This is a genomic window from Sphingobium sp. L-44 (genome assembly GCF_056859495.1).
In genome coordinates, this window is the sequence record NZ_JBSXOQ010000097.1 from 92,279 (window position 1) to 108,439 (window position 16,161).

Genomic DNA, 16,161 nt, shown 5'->3' on the forward strand with positions numbered 1-16,161 from the left:
TTGCCACAAGCAGGATTGTGATGGATGCGCGCGCAAACCTCCGTTTTTCGAGGTTGGCGCTAGGCCGTCAGTAGATGGTGGGCACCATGCCGCCTTCGACCTTGACGGCCGCGCCATTGGTGGCGGCGGCCAGCGGGCTGGCGAGATAGGCGGTCATTGCGCCGACTTCATCGGCTTCGATCAGCCGCTTGATCAGCGAGAGCGGACGCAGCTTGGTGAAGAATTCGGCCTCGCGCTCGGCTTCGGACGCGTCCTTGTTCTCGACCACGGAGCGGATGAAATCGACAATGCCTTCCGAGCGCGTCGGGCCGGGCAGCACTGAGTTGACGGTGACGCCGGTGCCGCGCGTATGTTCGGCAAGGCCCCGCGAAATGGCGAGCTGGGCCGACTTGGTCATGCCATAATGGATCATCTCGGCCGGCGGCAGCAGGCCGCTTTCGCTGGCGATGAACAGGATGCGACCCCAGTTCTTTTCAAGCATCTTCGGGAAATAGTGGCGGGCAAGGCGGGCGCCGCTCACGACATTGACCTCGAACAGATGATGCCAGTCCGCGTCCGTGATGTCGGTGAAGTCCTTGGCCTCGTAGATGCCGAGATTATTGACGAGAATGTCGATGTCCGGGACGGCGGCGATCAGCGCGTCGGCGCCCGCAGCGGTGGCGGGATCGGCCAGGACCGGGCGGATGGTGCCGGCCTGCGAAAGCTCGGCCGCGGCGGCATCCAGCTTGACCTGGTTGCGGCCCGTGACGACGACCTCGACCCCTTCCTGCGCCAGGCGCTTGGCGATGGCGAAGCCGATGCCAGCGGTCGATCCGGTGACGAGGGCGGTCTTGCCCGAAAGCTGAAGATTCATGGTGCATTCCTCTAAAAAGTGACAGCGACGTTGACACCAAGATAGACTATTTATCATTGGTGATTAGATTGCACTTTCGCATTTCAGAAGTGATTTGAAATCATGGATAATCGGTTCGGCGACATCGAAACCTTCCTGATGGTGGCAGGCGAGGGCAGTCTGGCGGCGGCCGCCAAGGCGCTGCGCCTGACGCCGTCGGCGGTCAGCCGGTCGATCGCGCGGCTGGAACAGCGGCTGGGCGTCACCCTGTTGCGACGGACCACTCGCGCGCTGGCGCTCACGCCGGAAGGTGCCACCTATCGCGACCGGATGGCGGTGCTGCTGGGCGACATGATGGCGCTGGAGGCGGGGCTGGGCGAGGACCGGACCGCGCCGCGCGGGCTGCTGCGGATCAACGCGTCGCCTTCCTTCGGCATCGAATGCCTGATCCCGATCCTGCCCGGCTTTCGAGCACTATATCCGGCGGTGACGGTGGACCTGACCCTGTCCGACACGATCGTCGATCTGGTCGAGGAGCGGGCCGATATCGCCATCCGCATCGGCCCGCTGCGCGATACCAGCCTGCGGGCGAAGAAGCTGGGCCATAGCGCGATGGTGCTGGTGGCGAGCCCGGCCTATCTCGCCCGGCGCGGCACACCGCAGACGCCGGACGATCTGGACGATCATGATTGCCTGCGCTTCAGCTTCCGCCGCTCGGTCGACGGCTGGCCGTTCCGCATCGGCGGAAAGCTGGTCCAGCGACCGGTGCAGGGCAGCTTCTACGGCAATTCCGGGGAGGTGGTGCGCCAGATGGCGGTCGCCGGCGGCGGCATCGCCCGGCACGGCCATTTCCATGTCGCCAGCGACATCAGGGCGGGACGCCTGGTCGAAGTGCTGGCCGACTATAATCCCGGCGATGGCGAGGACATTCACGCCCTCTATGCCGCAGAAGATCGCACGGCGGCGCGGGTGCGCGCTTTTCTCGACTATCTGGACGGGGCGATGCCCGTGGTGGGCTGAAGGGGCACCCGCCGATGCCGGCGCCCCTTCGTCCGGTCAGAAGGCCACGACCATCGACCCGCTGATCGCGCGGGGCGAGCCGAGATAGGCGGTGGTGGCGGTGCTGGTGAGGCCGGTGCCCGAATAGCCGATATAGACCTTGTCGAACAGGTTGGTGACGTTGAGCTGGAAGAAGGTCTTCTTGAGGCCCCATTGCTCCAGCGAGAAGCGGGCGTCGAGATCGACCAGCGTATAGCCGGGCAGCTTCACCGTGTTGATGTCGTTGACATAGCGTTCGCCGGTCCGCTTGATCTGGAGGCCGAGGTCGACCGGGCCGAGCGTGCCCTGGATGCGGCTGCCCAGCGTATAGACCGGCGCGCCGGCCTCACGCTTGCCGGCGGTCGCGGCATAGGTGCTGGCGCCGGTCTGGACATCGTCCTTGATCTCCGACTTGAGGTAGGAGCCGAAGACGTAGAGCATCAGATCCTTGACCGGCCGCACCGCGACGCTGCCGTCGACGCCATATTTGTCGACGCGGCCGAGGTTGCGGGTCACGCTGCAATCGCAATCGGCGTCATAGGCGGTTGCCAGGCGGTTGTTGTAGCGGGTGTACCAGCCGGATAGCTGCGCCTGGACGATACCCGACTGATAGCGCACGCCAAGGTCGAACGCGTCGGACGTTTCCGGCTTGGGATTGCCCGAGCTGGAACCTTCGTCGAAATAGAGCGCGCCATAGAGGGCGTCGGTGCCGGGCACGGACAGGTTCTTGGCATAGCTGGTGAAGACGCTGGCCTTGCTGGTGAACTTGTAGGTGACGCCGAGGTTGGGCAGCAGCTTGTTATAGTCGAACTTGCGCGACTGCGGCGCGGCATAGGCGCTGTTGGCGGCCAGTTGGGCATCGATGCCGGCCTGGGTCGCCGGGCAGTTGACGTTGCCCGATGCGTCGGTGGTGACGCAATATTGATTGAGGTCGCGGCTGAAGAAGGGCATGCGCGCGCCCAGCAGCAGGATGACCTGATCGTCGAGATAGGAACCGCGATATTCGCCCGAAATCTGGTTCAGCGTGGCATAGGATAGCCGGTTGCGCTTTTGCACGACATTGCCGTCGGCATCGACGATCGGATTGTTGATCGGGAAGACATCGACCGGATCGCCATTGGCCTCCAGATAGCCGGCCTCGCCGGTCTGGCGATGGCGGGCACGGTCATAGGTGTAGGACAGGCGCAGGCGGTTGTCGGGGTCGATATCGTAGGACAGGTTGGCGATCACGCCATAGCGCTTGGTCACGGTCTGGCTGGGTGACAGGACGCGGACGAAATCCTGCGTGTCGCCATCGCCATTGAGGTCCACGCCGCCGACATAATAATATTGGGTCGAGCTGCTGGTGGCGGTGTTGCGGCTGTCCTTGAGATAATAGCCGCCCGTATTGCCGTCGGCGCTGGCGCCTTCATAGGCATAGGATGTGCCGCCGCCATTGGCCTTGGTATATTGGAAGCTGGGATCGACCGTCAGCGTGAGGCCGTTCGCCAGGGTGAAGCGCGAATTGAGCCGGACATTGCCGGTGTTGGATGGGTTGTAGCGCCGCTCGAACGCCGAACCGCAGCTATTGGCATAGTCCGTGACGCCGGTCTGCGGCGTGTCCACGGTGCAGGTCGCGGTGTCGTAGAAGCGGCCGTCGGTCGTGCCGGGGAAGGTCGCGGTGGTATAGGTCGACCCGTTGAAGGTGTTGCGGTTCTGGTTGTAATGGCCCGCCAGCGCGATGAAGTCGCCATTGCTGCCGATCGGCTGGTAGATCTTGCCATTATATTGCTGTTTATCGACGCCGCCATAATTGGTGTATGTCGACTTGTTGGTCGCGCGCGAGGCGGAGAACCAGGCCTTGGTGCCAAAGGGCGTGAAGACGCCGGTCTGGAACATGCCGAAGATGCGGTGATAGGCGCGATCATCGTCATTGCCGCGGGCGACGATATTGCCATAGCTGGCGCTGATCATCGCGCCCATCTCGTCCGACGGCATCAGCGAACGGATGTTGATCGTGCCGCCGGCGGCCGAGGCGGTCGGACTGTCGACATCGGTCGAGCCCAGGCTGACGGTGGCCGCCTCGATGATTTCCGGGTCGAGCTGCTGGTTGGTATAGAGGGCGTAATTGCCCGAGTCATTGAGCGGAATGCCGTCGATCGTCTGCGACACGCGGTCGGAACTGAAGCCGCGCACGGTGAAGCTGCCGCCCAGCGATCCCCACGGGTCCTGGTTGGAGAAGCTGACGCCGGGCACCAGGTTCAGCGTTTCGTTGATCGCCTGGCCGGGGCGCTGGCGGGCGATGATTTCCTGGTCGAGCGTGACCTTGGCCTTGGGCGTCTCCGGGATCTTGACGCCGCCGACGCTCTGGTCGCCCTGCGCACCGGTGACGATGATGCTGTCCTCGAAATCCTGCGAGCCGGTCGATTGCGCGAGCGCGATCGTCGGCGCAGCCGCCACGACCAGCGCGGCGCTGCACATCAATAGCTGTTTCATTGACCCGAAATCCCTTTTTACCATGTGCGACAAGGGTGCCGATTATCTGTTCTGGCACCGAGCTGTCCGTGACAGTCCCGCCCTGCAACTGGGATTTCGCTATGACAATTTTATTAAAAGTGACACGACATATAAGTGAATTATATTTCAATATGCTGCATGATCTTAATGGTTAAAGACTAGTATTGAAATGTAAAAGTAACGTAGAATTTTATTTCGGATTTTCGTGCCATTATTACTTCGTGTCAGCCGATCCAGTAGGGCACGATCTGGCGATTGTCGGGGTCGACATGGATCGGGCGGTCGGCGGGTGGGAAGGCGCGCTGGTCGCAGCTCTGGCGCGAGCAGAGGCGGCAGGTGATGCCGATCGGCGTCGCGGCGCCTTCCTCCTGCAGATGCAGGCCGTCGGCATAGACGAAATTGGCCGCATGGGCGACCTCGCAGCCCAGCACTACGGCGAAACGGCGCGGGGTGCGCTTGTAGCTGCCGGACGGCTTCACCAGCCCCTTGGCCATCGAGACATAGCGCACGCCGTCGGGTGTCTCGCCAAGCTGCACATTGATGCGATCGGGCACGGCCACCGCCTCATGCACGTTCCACAGCGGGCAGGCGCCGCCGAAGCGGGCGAATTGCAGGCGGGTGGCACTGTGGCGCTTGGTGATGTTGCCGGCCATGTCGACCCGGCAGAAGAAGAAGGGGATGCCGCGCAGGCCCGGCCGCTGCAGGGTCGAGAGGCGATGGCAGGCCTGTTCGAAGCTGACGCCGAAGGTGCGGGCCAGCCGGTCGATATCATGGCGCATGGTCCGCGCCGCCTCGCGGAAGGGGGCGTAGGGCATCAGCAGCGCGCCGGCGGCATAATTGCCAAGGCCGATGGCGAGCAGCCGGTCGGCGCCGGTGACCGGCAGGCCGGCCTTGCGCACGACATCGGCGATCACCGCCTGACCCTCCAGCATCATCAGCTGGTGCGCCAGCATGAACTTGCGGCTTTCGGTCGGCAGGGCGGCGTTAATGAATAATTGCCGGTCGGCGGCGCGATAGGCGCGCAGCGCGCTGTCGGGTGTCTCGGCGATCAGCGTCTCGATGCCGTGGCGGCGGGCGAGCGCCTCGACCAGCATCCCTTCGTCCAGCACCTGGCCCTGGGCAAAGCTTTCGGCCATCTCCTCGGCCAGGCAGTCGAGGCTATGGACATAATTGCCCGCCTCATGAAACCAGTCGCGCGCCGCTTCCCAGGGCAGGCGGGCCTGCACCTCATGATCGTTGGCGATCGCCTCCTCGATCATGTTGATCCGCTCATTGGCGCGCATATGGGCGTTGTAGAGATCGACATAGCGGGCCGCGAACTCGGGAAATTGCAGATGCAGCTTCTCGATCCGTTCCGGCTCCAGTGCCGGGCCAGGCAGTTCGGGATGGGACAGGGCAAAGGCGAAGGCGCCCAGCAGCTGCTCGTCCTCGCGGCTGTCGAAACTGGCCCAGTCGGTGGGAAAGGCATTGGCGAGCGCGGCCTTGACCTTGGCGGTCAGCGGGCGATCGTCATTTTCCATCTGCGAAAGATAGGATACGGATATGCCCAGTGCCTGCGCCATCGTCGCCTGGTCCATGCGATGGTCCAGGCGCAGCTGGCGCAGGCGTGGACCTGCGAATATACGATTGCCGCGTGCCATAATCCTTACCCTAATTTGCGAAGTCGCGATTTGCAAATTGGCAAATTTACATTTGCGAACCTTGTGTTCGGCTGAGTAGGGGAAGGGCAAGGCGGCGTCGGCCAAGCTATGGACGCCGCGAATTTGGAGAGAAGCCTTTCATGTCGAAGCTCGCCATCATCGAACAGCTGGAAGCCAAGCGCGAGGGCGCCCGCATGGGCGGCGGCCAGCGCCGCATCGACGCGCAGCATGGCAAGGGCAAGCTGACCGCGCGGGAGCGGATCGAAGTGCTGCTGGACGAGGACAGCTTTGAAGAGCTGGACATGTATGTCGAGCATAACTGCATCGATTTCGGCATGGACGAGCAGCATATTCCCGGCGACGGCGTCGTGACCGGATCGGGCACGATCAACGGCCGGCTCGTCTATGTCTTCAGCCAGGACTTCACCGTCTATGGCGGTGCGGTGTCGGAACGGCACGCGATGAAGATCTGCAAGATCATGGATATCGCGATGAAGGTCGGGGCGCCGGTGATTGGCCTCAACGACAGCGGCGGCGCGCGCATCCAGGAGGGTGTCGCCTCGCTCGCCGGCTATGCCGAAATTTTCCAGCGCAATGTGCTGGCGTCGGGCGTGGTGCCGCAGATCAGCGTCATCATGGGGCCGTGCGCGGGCGGCGCGGTCTATTCGCCAGCGATGACCGACTTCATCTTCATGGTGAAGGACAGCAGCTTCATGTTCGTGACCGGGCCTGACGTGGTCAAGACCGTCACCAACGAGGTGGTGACGCAGGAGGAGCTGGGCGGCGCGATCACCCACACGACCAAGTCGGGCGTGGCGGACGTGGCGTTCGAGAACGACATCGAAGCGCTGCTGGCGGTGCGCGATTTCGTCGACTTCCTGCCCGCGTCCAACAAGGAGCCGGTGCCCGAGCGGCCGAGCGCCGACCCGTGGGACCGGCTGGAGGACAGCCTCGACACGCTGATCCCGGCCAATGCCAACCAGCCCTATGACATGCACGAACTGATCCGCAAGGTGGTGGACGAGGGCGACTTCTTCGAGGTGCAGCCGGCGCATGCGGGCAATATCCTGTGCGGTTTCGGCCGGATCGAGGGCAAGACGGTGGGCATCATCGCCAACCAGCCGATGGTGCTGGCCGGCGTGCTCGACATCAACTCGTCCAAGAAGGCCGGCCGCTTCGTGCGCTTCTGCGATGCGTTCGATATCCCGATCGTCACCTTCGTCGACGTGCCGGGCTTCCTGCCGGGCACCGCGCAGGAGCATTCGGGCATCATCAAGCATGGTGCCAAGCTGCTCTTCGCTTATGCCGAGGCGACCGTGCCGAAGATCACCGTCATCACCCGCAAGGCCTATGGCGGCGCCTATGACGTGATGAGCTCCAAGCATCTGCGCGGCGACCTCAACTATGCCTGGCCGACCGCCGAGATCGCGGTGATGGGTGCCAAGGGCGCGGTCGAGATCATCTTCCGCGGCAAGACGCCCGAAGAGATTGCCGAGAAGACCCAGGAATATGAAGACCGCTTCGCCAACCCCTTCGTGGCGGCGAGCAAGGGCTTCATCGACGAGGTGATCCAGCCGCATTCGACCCGGAAGCGGATTGCGCTGGGCCTGCGCAAGCTGCGCAACAAGGCGCTGGATAACCCGTGGAAGAAGCACGACAATATTCCGCTCTAAATAACGACGTCATCCCCGCGAAAGCGGGGATCCATCCCCCACATCGCTTCTTGGGGATGGGTCGGGAGATGGATTCCCGCTTTCGCGGGAATGACGACATTGGGAATGATGTGATGAAACTCGGCCGTCTCAACCATATCGGCATCGCGACGCCTTCGCTGGAGGCTTCGCTCGCTTATTATCGCGACATCATGGGCGCGACGCTGACGCATGAACCGTTCGACCTGCCCGCGCAGGGGGTGAAGGTGTGCTTTGTCGACACGCCGGGCGAGGGCGGCACCGCCGGCACGCAGATCGAGCTGATCGAGCCGCTGGGCGAGAACAGCCCGATCCACGGCTTCATCGCCAAGAACCCGGCCGGCGGGCAGCATCATATGTGCTATGAAGTGCCCGACATCATGGAAGCCAAGGCCTGGTTCGAGGGGCTGGGGAAGAAGGTGCTGGGTGAGCCGCGCATCGGCGCCCATGGCACGCCGATCTTCTTCGTCCACCCCAAGGATATGAACGGGGTGCTGACCGAGATCATGGAGACGCCGAAGGACGGCGCGCATTGAATTACGTCATGCCGGACTTGATCCGGCATCCCGCTTCTTTTCAGCAAGCGGGATGAAGATAGCGGGACCCCGGCTCAAGGCCGGGGTGACGAACGGGTAGGATAGGACACGCATGACCGAGAAGCCGACGCTGGACGCATGGGCCGCCGCTGCCGCCAAGGAAGTGAAGGGCAAGGATTTGAACTGGGATACCCCGGAAGGTATCACGGTGAAACCGGTCTACACCGCCGAGGATGTGACCGTCGATCCGGGCCTGCCCGGCTTTGCCCCCTTCACCCGCGGCGTGCGGGCGTCCATGTATGCGGGCCGTCCCTGGACCATCCGCCAATATGCGGGCTTCTCGACCGCCGAGGAATCCAACGCCTTCTATCGGCGCAATCTGGCTGCCGGCCAGAAGGGTCTCTCGGTCGCCTTCGACCTCGCCACCCATCGCGGCTATGACAGCGATCATCCCCGCGTCGTCGGCGATGTCGGCAAGGCCGGCGTGGCGATCGACACGATCGAGGACATGAAGATCCTGTTCGACGGTATTCCGCTCGACAAGATGAGCGTGTCGATGACCATGAACGGCGCGGTGATCCCGATCCTCGCCTTCTTCATCGTCGCGGGCGAGGAGCAGGGGGTCGAGCGCAAGCTGCTCGACGGGACCATCCAGAACGACATCCTCAAGGAGTTCATGGTCCGCAACACCTATATCTACCCGCCCGAACCCTCGATGCGGATCATCAGCGACATTTTCGGCTATACGTCGCGCGAGATGCCCAAATTCAACAGCATCTCCATTTCCGGCTATCATATGCAGGAAGCCGGCGCGACGCAGGTGCAGGAACTGGCCTTCACCATCGCGGATGGGGCGGAATATGTGCGCTATGGCGTGGCGAGCGGCCTCGACATAGACAAGTTTGCCGGGCGCCTCAGCTTCTTCTTCGCCATCGGCATGAACTTCTTCATGGAGATCGCCAAGCTGCGCGCCGCACGCGTGCTGTGGCACCGGGTCATGACGAAGCTGGGCGCGCAGGACGAGCGCTCGAAGATGTTGCGCACCCATTGCCAGACGTCGGGCGTCAGCCTCACCGAGCAAGACCCGTATAACAACGTCATGCGCACCACGATCGAGGCGATGGCGGCGATGCTGGGCGGCACCCAGTCGCTCCACACCAATGCGCTCGACGAAGCGATCGCGCTGCCGACCGATTTTTCGGCCCGCATCGCGCGCAACACGCAGATCGTGATCCAGGAAGAGACCGGCATGTGCAATGTCGTCGATCCGCTGGGCGGCAGCTATTATATCGAGGCGCTGACCCAGCAGCTGGTCGACGCCGCGCAGGAAATCATCGACCGCGTGGAAGCCGAAGGCGGCATGGCCAAGGCCGTGGGCGCGGGCTGGCCCAAGGCGATGATCGAAACCGCCGCCGCCGCCCGTCAGGCGCGCGTCGACCGGGGCGAGGACGTCATCGTCGGCGTCAACAAATATCGCCTGGCGAACGAAGACCTGCTCGAAACCCTCGAAGTCGACAACACCAAGGTTCGCGAAGCCCAGATTGCCCGCATCAACCGGGTGAAGGCGCAGCGCGACGAGGATGCCTGCCAGGCTGCGTTGCAGGCGCTGCGCGATGCAGCCGCCGCGCCGCAGTCGATCGAGACCAATCTGCTCGCCCATGCCGTCGAGTGCGCCCGTGCGCGCGCCACGCTCGGCGAAATCTCCGCCGCCATGGAAGACAGCTTCAACCGCTATGGCACCCAGCCGACGCCGGTGAAGGGCGTCTATGGCGCGCCCTACAAGGATGACAGCCGCTGGAAACAGGTTCTCGACGGGGTGCAGGCCGTCGAACGGCGCCTCGGCCGCAAGCCCAAACTCCTCGTCGCCAAGATGGGGCAGGACGGGCACGACCGGGGCGCCAACATCATCGCGTCGGCCTTTGGCGACATGGGCTTCGATGTCGTGTCCGGCCCGCTGTTCCAGACGCCGGAGGAAACGGTGGTGCTGGCGCTCGACAGCGGTGTCGATGTGGTCGGCGCCTCGTCGCTCGCCGCCGGGCACAAGACGCTGATCCCGGAACTGATCAACCGGCTGCGCGACCACGGCCGTAGCGACATCAAGGTGATCGCCGGCGGGGTCATCCCGCCGCAGGATTATGACTATCTTCGTGACGCAGGGGTTCAGGGCATTTATGGGCCGGGTTCCAATGTCGTGGAGTGCGCCGCCGATGTGCTGCGCCTGCTCGGCCACAACATGCCCCCGGCGGGGCTAGAGGAAGCTGCGTAAATGAATACCCCCTGCACCCTGACCGCCCGCAACGACTGGACGCGGGAGGAAATCGCCGCGCTGTTCGACCTGCCCTTTGGCGACCTGATGTTCGAAGCGCAGTCGATCCACCGCGCCAATTTCCCGCGCAACGAGGTGCAACTGTCGACCCTGTTGTCGATCAAGACCGGCGGCTGCCCGGAGGATTGCGGCTACTGCAACCAGTCGGCCTCGGCGGAAAGCGGCCTGAAGGCCGAAAAGCTGATGAGCGTGCAGGCGGTGATGCAGGCGGCAGCGCAGGCGAAGGACGCAGGGTCTTCGCGCTTCTGCATGGGCGCGGCCTGGCGCAACCCCAAGGATCGCGACATGCCCGCCATCGTCGAGATGGTGAAGGGCGTGCGCCAGATGGGCATGGAAACCTGCATGACGTTGGGCATGCTGAGCGAAAGCCAGGCCGATATGCTCGCCGAAGCAGGCCTCGATTATTACAACCATAATATCGACACCTCGCCCGAACATTATGAGAAGGTCATCACCACCCGGACCTTCGACGATCGTCTGGTGACGCTGGAAAATGTCCGCAATTCGGGCATCAATGTCTGCTCGGGCGGCATCGTCGGCATGGGCGAGGCGCGCGAGGATCGTGTCGGATTCCTCCATGCGCTGGCCGTGCTGCCGGTCCATCCGCAGAGCGTGCCGATCAACGCGCTGGTTCCGGTCAAGGGCACGGTGCTGGGCAATATGCTGGCCGACACCCCGCTCGCCAAGATCGACGAGATCGAGTTCGTGCGCACCGTCGCGGTTGCGCGGATCGTGATGCCGGAATCCATGGTGCGCCTGTCCGCGGGTCGCGAGAGCATGTCGGATAGCTGCCAGGCGCTCTGCTTCATGGCCGGCGCGAACAGCATCTTCACCGGCGACAAGCTGCTGACCACCGCCAATGCCGGCGACAATGCCGATGCGGCGCTCTTCGCCAAGCTCGGCGTCGTGCCGATGCAGGCCGAAGTGAAGGTTGAGCTGGAGGCTGCGGAGTGAAAATCGCGCCCACCCTCGTCACCCCGGCCTTGAGCCGGGGTCCCGCTTCTTCTCTGCCGTCGCGGGGGAAGAAAGCGGGATGCCGGATCAAGTCCGGCATGACTAAGGTGGGTTTGGTGTTTGAATGGAAGGAATGACACGCCGCCGGCAGATATGGGTGACGGTGTGGACGAGCCTTTTGCTCGTTCCCGTTCTCCTGCTGCTATTCGGCTGGTCGATGATGGAATGCTCGGACGCTGATCCGTGTCCGACGGGTGGGAAGATGCCTTTTGGAGAGGCCGCGGCGATTTTCGGTGTGATGCTGATGATCGGGCAGGGCATTTTCCTGAAATCGATCTGGAGAGGTCGATAAGCGGAATGGGATTGAGCCTCGCTTGAAAGAGCGGGGCGAACGAAACTGAACAAGGACTGGGACAGGAAATATAATGGCAATCACCAAGATCCTGATCGCGAACCGTGGCGAAATTGCGTGTCGTGTCATGCGCACGGCCAAGAAGATGGGCATCAAGACCGTCGCGGTCTATTCCGATGCCGACGCGCGCGCGCCGCATGTGCTGATGGCCGATGAAGCCGTCCATATCGGCCCGCCGCCCGCCGCCCAGTCCTATCTGCTGGCCGACAAGATCATCGAGGCGTGCAAGGCGACCGGCGCGGACGCTGTCCATCCGGGCTATGGCTTCCTCTCCGAGCGCGAGAGCTTCCGCAAGGCGCTCGACGCCGAGGGCATCGTCTTCGTCGGCCCGCCCGCCAACGCCATCGCCGCCATGGGCGACAAGATCGAATCCAAGAAGCTCGCCATGGAAGCGGGCGTCAATGTCGTCCCCGGTTTTGTCGGCGTGATCGACGACACCGAACATGCGGTGAAGATCTCCAATGAGATTGGCTATCCGGTGATGATGAAGGCCTCGGCCGGCGGCGGCGGCAAGGGCATGCGCCTGGCCTACTCCGAACAGGATGTCCGCGAAGGCTTTGAAGCGACCAAGCGCGAAGGTCTCAACAGCTTCGGCGACGACCGCGTCTTCATCGAGAAGTTCATCGAAAGCCCGCGCCATATCGAAATCCAGGTGCTGGGCGACCAGCATGGCAATATCGTCTATTTGAACGAGCGCGAATGCTCGATCCAGCGCCGCCACCAGAAGGTGGTAGAGGAAGCGCCGTCGCCCTTCGTCAGCCCCGAAATGCGCAAGAAGATGGGCGAGCAGTGCGTCGCCCTGGCCCGCGCGGTCGGCTATTTCAGCGCCGGCACGGTCGAACTGATCGTCAGCGGCGAGGACAAGACCGGCGACGGCTTCTACTTCTTGGAAATGAACACCCGTTTGCAGGTCGAGCATCCCGTCACCGAGGAAATCACCGGCGTCGATCTGGTCGAGCAGATGATCCGCGTCGCCAATGGCGAAAAGCTGTCCTTCGGTCAGGCGGACGTGAAGATCAACGGCTGGTCGATCGAGAACCGCGTCTATGCCGAAGACCCCTATCGCGGCTTCCTGCCGTCGACCGGTCGCCTGATCCGCTACAACCCGCCCGAAACCGGCACGGATGAGAGCGGCGCACTGATCCGCGTGGATGACGGCGTGCAGGAAGGCGGCGAGGTGTCGATCTTCTACGATCCGATGATCGCCAAGCTGATCACCTGGGCGCCCACGCGTCTGGAAGCCATCGACAAGCAGATCGAGGCGCTCGACAAGTTCGAGATCGAGGGGCCGGGTAATAATATCGATTTCGTCTCCGCCCTGATGCAGCATGACCGCTTCCGCTCCGGCAACATCACCACCGGTTTCATCGCCGAGGAATATCCCGAGGGCTTCACTGGTGCGCCGGCTTCGCCGGAATTGCTCCAGCGCCTGTCGGCGATCGGCGCCTTCGCCGCCATGGCACAGGCCGACCGTGCGCGGCGGATCGACGGGCAGCTTGGCAAGCGCCTTAGCCCCCCAACCGGCTGGCAGGTGAAGATCGGGGACGCGGTTCATGACGTCGTGATCGACGGCGACGAGGTGACGGTCGATGGCGAGAGCCTCGACATGGCGCTGGAATATACGCCCGGCGATCGGCTGATCGAAGCGGAATTCGGCGAAGAGCAGCTGGCGGTGCGGATCGCGCCGATGCGGTCGGGCTTCGTGCTGACCGCCCATGGCGCCAGCCACAAGCTGCGTATCCTGCCTGCCCATGCCGCGCCCTATGCCGCGCACATGATCGAGAAGATCCCGCCCGATCTGTCGAAATATCTGATCTGCCCGATGCCCGGCCTGCTGGTCGCGCTGAACGTCAAGCAGGGCGACAAGGTCGAAATCGGCCAGCCGCTCGCCATGATCGAGGCGATGAAGATGGAAAATATCCTGCGCGCCGGCAAGGCGGGCACGGTCAAGAGTGTGTCGGCGGCACAGGGCGAGAGCCTGCCGGTCGATGCGGTGATCCTGGAACTGGAATAAGGCGCGCTTCAACCGTCATCCCAGCGATAGCCGGATCTCACTTCTTTTTACGATGGCGTTGTAAGAAAAGTGGGATTCCAGCTTTCGCTGGAATGACGGGAATGGTTTGATGGTGCCATGCACCTGACCCACGACCCTAGCGCCCCCGCCGCCGACCCGATCGGCTTCGACGATTTCCTGAAAGTGGATATCCGCGTCGGGACGATCATCTCGGCCGAACCCTATCCCGAGGCGCGCAAGCCCGCCTACAAGCTGCTGATCGATTTCGGCCCGACGATCGGCCAGAAGAAATCGAGCGCCCAGATCACCGAAAACCACGCGCTGGAAGGCCTGCCCGGCCGCCAGGTCGCCGCCGTAGTCAATTTCCCGCCGCGCCAGATCGGCAAGTTCATGTCGGAAGTGCTGACCCTCGGCTTCGCCGACGAAGCTGGCGCCGTCATGCTGTTCGCGCCCGACAAGCCCGTGTCGAATGGTTCGCGCCTGTTCTGAACCTGTCCTACAAGGGCCGAGCCATGTTAGGCAGTCGGCATGGCGGCTATGCGCGTGCTGTTGGAAATTTCCTTTCCCGTTGGCGCATGAAGATGTCAAAATATACGGGAAAAGTGGGAAGTTAAGGGGAGCGGGATGACGCAGGCGGTCGGGGGCGACTATGTGATGGATGCGAAGCGGGACCGGTTGGTCATCACCGCTTCGGCACTCGGCACGGTGTTCGAATGGTATGATTTCTACATCTATGGCGTGCTGGCACCGATCATCGGCCGCACCTTCTTTCCGACCGACAATCCGACCGTCGAACTTCTCTATTCGCTCGCCGGCTTCGCGATCGGCTTCGGCTTCCGGCCGCTCGGTGCGATGCTGTTCGGCTATCTGGGCGATCGGCTGGGGCGCAAGTATACGTTCCTTGCCACCATCGTCCTGATGGGGCTGGCGACGGCGGGTGTCGGGTTGACCCCGTCGGCGGCCAGCATCGGCGTCGCCGCGCCGGTCATCCTGATCCTGCTCCGCATCGCGCAGGGGCTGGCGCTGGGCGGCGAATATGGCGGCGCGGCCATCTATGTCGCCGAACATGCGCCCGCCGGAAAGCGCGGCTTCTACACCAGCTTCATCCAGGCCGGGGTGATCGGCGGCTTCATCCTGTCGCTGATCGTCGTGGTCGGCACCCAGTGGATCGTCGGCATGGAGGTCTGGGACGCCTGGGGCTGGCGCATTCCCTTCATCTTCTCGCTGGCGCTGCTCGCCATTTCGCTGTGGATGCGGCTGATGCTGCGCGAAAGCCCGGTCTTCACCGCGATGAAGAAAGCGGGGCAACAGGCGAAGAACCCCTTGAAGGAAGCCTTTACCGCACCAGGCAACAGGAAGCGGATGCTGGTGGCGATGATCGGCATCGCCGCGGGTTTCACCGTCATCGCCTATACGGTGATGTTCCAGGCGCTCTATTTCCTGCAAAGCGGCCTGCATGTCGCGCCGGGCATCGCCCAGTTGCTGGTCGGCGGCAGCGCCTTTGCCGGCATGGCGAGCTTCATCTTCTTCGGCTGGCTGTCGGACCGGATCGGGCGCAAGAAGCCGATCGTCATCGGCTATGCACTGGTGCTGCTGCTGGTCATGCCGCTCTACCAGTTCATTGGCGCGACCGCGAACCCGGCGCTGACGCAGGCGGCTGCACGGGCGCCGGTGGTGGTGAGCGGTCCCGATTGCCGGTTCGATCCCTTCGCCAAGGTGCAGCCGACCGCCTGCGGCAAGCTGCTCGATCATTTTTCCAAGCGCGGCATCCCCTATGACAAGCGCAGCGGTGCGGCCCCGGCGGCCAGCATCGGCGGCGTGGCCGTGGCGGACCTCAGCCGTGACGGGATCGATGCCGCGCTGACGGCGCAGGGCTATGATTTCGGTGTCGTCCGCCCCGACTGGCCGCGTGCGCTGATGCTGTTCGCCGCGTTGCTGTTGCTCTGGACCCTGTCGGGTGCGACCTATGGCCCGGTCGCGGCGCTTCTGTCGGAATATTTCCCGGCGCGCATTCGCTATAGTTCGCTCTCCATCCCCTATCATATCGGCACCGGCTATTTCGGCGGCTTTCTGCCGCTGGTCAGCCAATATATCGTCGCGCGGACCGGCGATCCCTATGCCGGGCTGTGGTACACGATCGCGGTGGTAGCGCTGGCGCTGGTCACCTGCCTCGTCGCCTTGCCGGAAACGAAAGGGCGCCCCCTCGACGCCTGAGCCCCGGC

12 protein-coding genes are annotated in these 16,161 nt (G+C 63.4%); 9 read left to right on the plus strand and 3 right to left on the minus strand.

Annotated elements, in window-relative coordinates; all coding sequences use genetic code 11:
* Positions 1-67 precede the first annotated feature (67 nt).
* Entirely contained in the window at positions 68-853 is a 786-nt protein-coding gene (locus AC13EK_RS15595; RefSeq protein WP_069337011.1) for an SDR family NAD(P)-dependent oxidoreductase, read from the minus strand.
* 102 nt (positions 854-955) lie between these two features.
* Here AC13EK_RS15595 and AC13EK_RS15600 point away from each other — a divergent pair, with 102 nt between their 5' ends.
* Entirely contained in the window at positions 956-1,852 is an 897-nt protein-coding gene (locus tag AC13EK_RS15600) for a LysR family transcriptional regulator (RefSeq protein WP_069337012.1), read from the plus strand.
* A 36-nt stretch (positions 1,853-1,888) separates the two neighbouring features.
* Here AC13EK_RS15600 and AC13EK_RS15605 read toward each other — a convergent pair whose 3' ends face one another.
* Positions 1,889-4,345, minus strand: coding sequence for a TonB-dependent receptor (locus AC13EK_RS15605; RefSeq protein ID WP_069337013.1), 2,457 nt, complete (start codon positions 4,343-4,345; stop codon positions 1,889-1,891).
* Positions 4,346-4,590: 245 nt separating this feature from the next.
* Positions 4,591-6,006, minus strand: coding sequence for a helix-turn-helix domain-containing protein (locus AC13EK_RS15610; RefSeq protein ID WP_010338815.1), 1,416 nt, complete (start codon positions 6,004-6,006; stop codon positions 4,591-4,593).
* Positions 6,007-6,146: 140 nt separating this feature from the next.
* Here AC13EK_RS15610 and AC13EK_RS15615 point away from each other — a divergent pair, with 140 nt between their 5' ends.
* The 8 genes from AC13EK_RS15615 (at position 6,147) to AC13EK_RS15650 (ending at position 16,153) form a co-directional block, all read left to right on the plus strand.
* Complete coding sequence (locus tag AC13EK_RS15615; RefSeq protein ID WP_069337014.1) at positions 6,147-7,679, plus strand: acyl-CoA carboxylase subunit beta; 1,533 nt, start codon at positions 6,147-6,149, stop codon at positions 7,677-7,679.
* A gap of 113 nt (positions 7,680-7,792) precedes the next feature.
* Positions 7,793-8,233 carry a methylmalonyl-CoA epimerase gene (mce, locus tag AC13EK_RS15620; RefSeq protein ID WP_004207229.1) on the plus strand — a complete coding sequence of 147 codons (441 nt, stop codon included), beginning with the start codon at positions 7,793-7,795 and terminating at the stop codon, positions 8,231-8,233.
* 112 nt (positions 8,234-8,345) lie between these two features.
* Positions 8,346-10,499, plus strand: a complete 2,154-nt coding sequence (gene scpA / locus AC13EK_RS15625) for a methylmalonyl-CoA mutase (RefSeq protein ID WP_483022266.1) — start codon at positions 8,346-8,348, stop codon at positions 10,497-10,499.
* On the plus strand, positions 10,500-11,513 hold the full coding sequence (gene bioB, locus AC13EK_RS15630) for a biotin synthase BioB (RefSeq protein ID WP_004207227.1): 1,014 nt from the start codon (positions 10,500-10,502) through the stop codon (positions 11,511-11,513).
* A 133-nt stretch (positions 11,514-11,646) separates the two neighbouring features.
* A complete protein-coding gene (locus AC13EK_RS15635; protein ID WP_069337016.1) occupies positions 11,647-11,865 on the plus strand; it encodes a hypothetical protein in 219 nt (72 codons plus the stop codon).
* A 73-nt stretch (positions 11,866-11,938) separates the two neighbouring features.
* On the plus strand, positions 11,939-13,939 hold the full coding sequence (locus AC13EK_RS15640) for an ATP-binding protein (RefSeq protein WP_483022267.1): 2,001 nt from the start codon (positions 11,939-11,941) through the stop codon (positions 13,937-13,939).
* A gap of 117 nt (positions 13,940-14,056) precedes the next feature.
* Entirely contained in the window at positions 14,057-14,428 is a 372-nt protein-coding gene (locus tag AC13EK_RS15645) for a tRNA-binding protein (protein WP_069337018.1), read from the plus strand.
* Between the two features lie 135 nt (positions 14,429-14,563).
* On the plus strand, positions 14,564-16,153 hold the full coding sequence (locus tag AC13EK_RS15650) for an MFS transporter (protein WP_069337019.1): 1,590 nt from the start codon (positions 14,564-14,566) through the stop codon (positions 16,151-16,153).
* Positions 16,154-16,161 lie beyond the last annotated feature (8 nt).

Excerpts from the sequence above, each read along its gene's own strand:
- AC13EK_RS15615 (WP_069337014.1), top strand. The coding sequence starts at position 6,147 with ATGTCGAAGCTCGCCATCATCGAACAGCTGGAAGCCAAGCGCGAGGGC.
- AC13EK_RS15640 (WP_483022267.1), top strand. The coding sequence starts at position 11,939 with ATGGCAATCACCAAGATCCTGATCGCGAACCGTGGCGAAATTGCGTGT.
- AC13EK_RS15650 (WP_069337019.1), top strand. The coding sequence starts at position 14,564 with ATGACGCAGGCGGTCGGGGGCGACTATGTGATGGATGCGAAGCGGGAC.
- AC13EK_RS15600 (WP_069337012.1), top strand. The coding sequence starts at position 956 with ATGGATAATCGGTTCGGCGACATCGAAACCTTCCTGATGGTGGCAGGC.
- AC13EK_RS15635 (WP_069337016.1), top strand. The coding sequence starts at position 11,647 with ATGACACGCCGCCGGCAGATATGGGTGACGGTGTGGACGAGCCTTTTG.
- AC13EK_RS15645 (WP_069337018.1), top strand. The coding sequence starts at position 14,057 with ATGCACCTGACCCACGACCCTAGCGCCCCCGCCGCCGACCCGATCGGC.
- bioB (WP_004207227.1), top strand. The coding sequence starts at position 10,500 with ATGAATACCCCCTGCACCCTGACCGCCCGCAACGACTGGACGCGGGAG.
- AC13EK_RS15595 (WP_069337011.1), bottom strand. The coding sequence starts at position 853 with ATGAATCTTCAGCTTTCGGGCAAGACCGCCCTCGTCACCGGATCGACC.
- AC13EK_RS15610 (WP_010338815.1), bottom strand. The coding sequence starts at position 6,006 with ATGGCACGCGGCAATCGTATATTCGCAGGTCCACGCCTGCGCCAGCTG.
- scpA (WP_483022266.1), top strand. The coding sequence starts at position 8,346 with ATGACCGAGAAGCCGACGCTGGACGCATGGGCCGCCGCTGCCGCCAAG.
- AC13EK_RS15605 (WP_069337013.1), bottom strand. The coding sequence starts at position 4,345 with ATGAAACAGCTATTGATGTGCAGCGCCGCGCTGGTCGTGGCGGCTGCG.
- mce (WP_004207229.1), top strand. The coding sequence starts at position 7,793 with ATGAAACTCGGCCGTCTCAACCATATCGGCATCGCGACGCCTTCGCTG.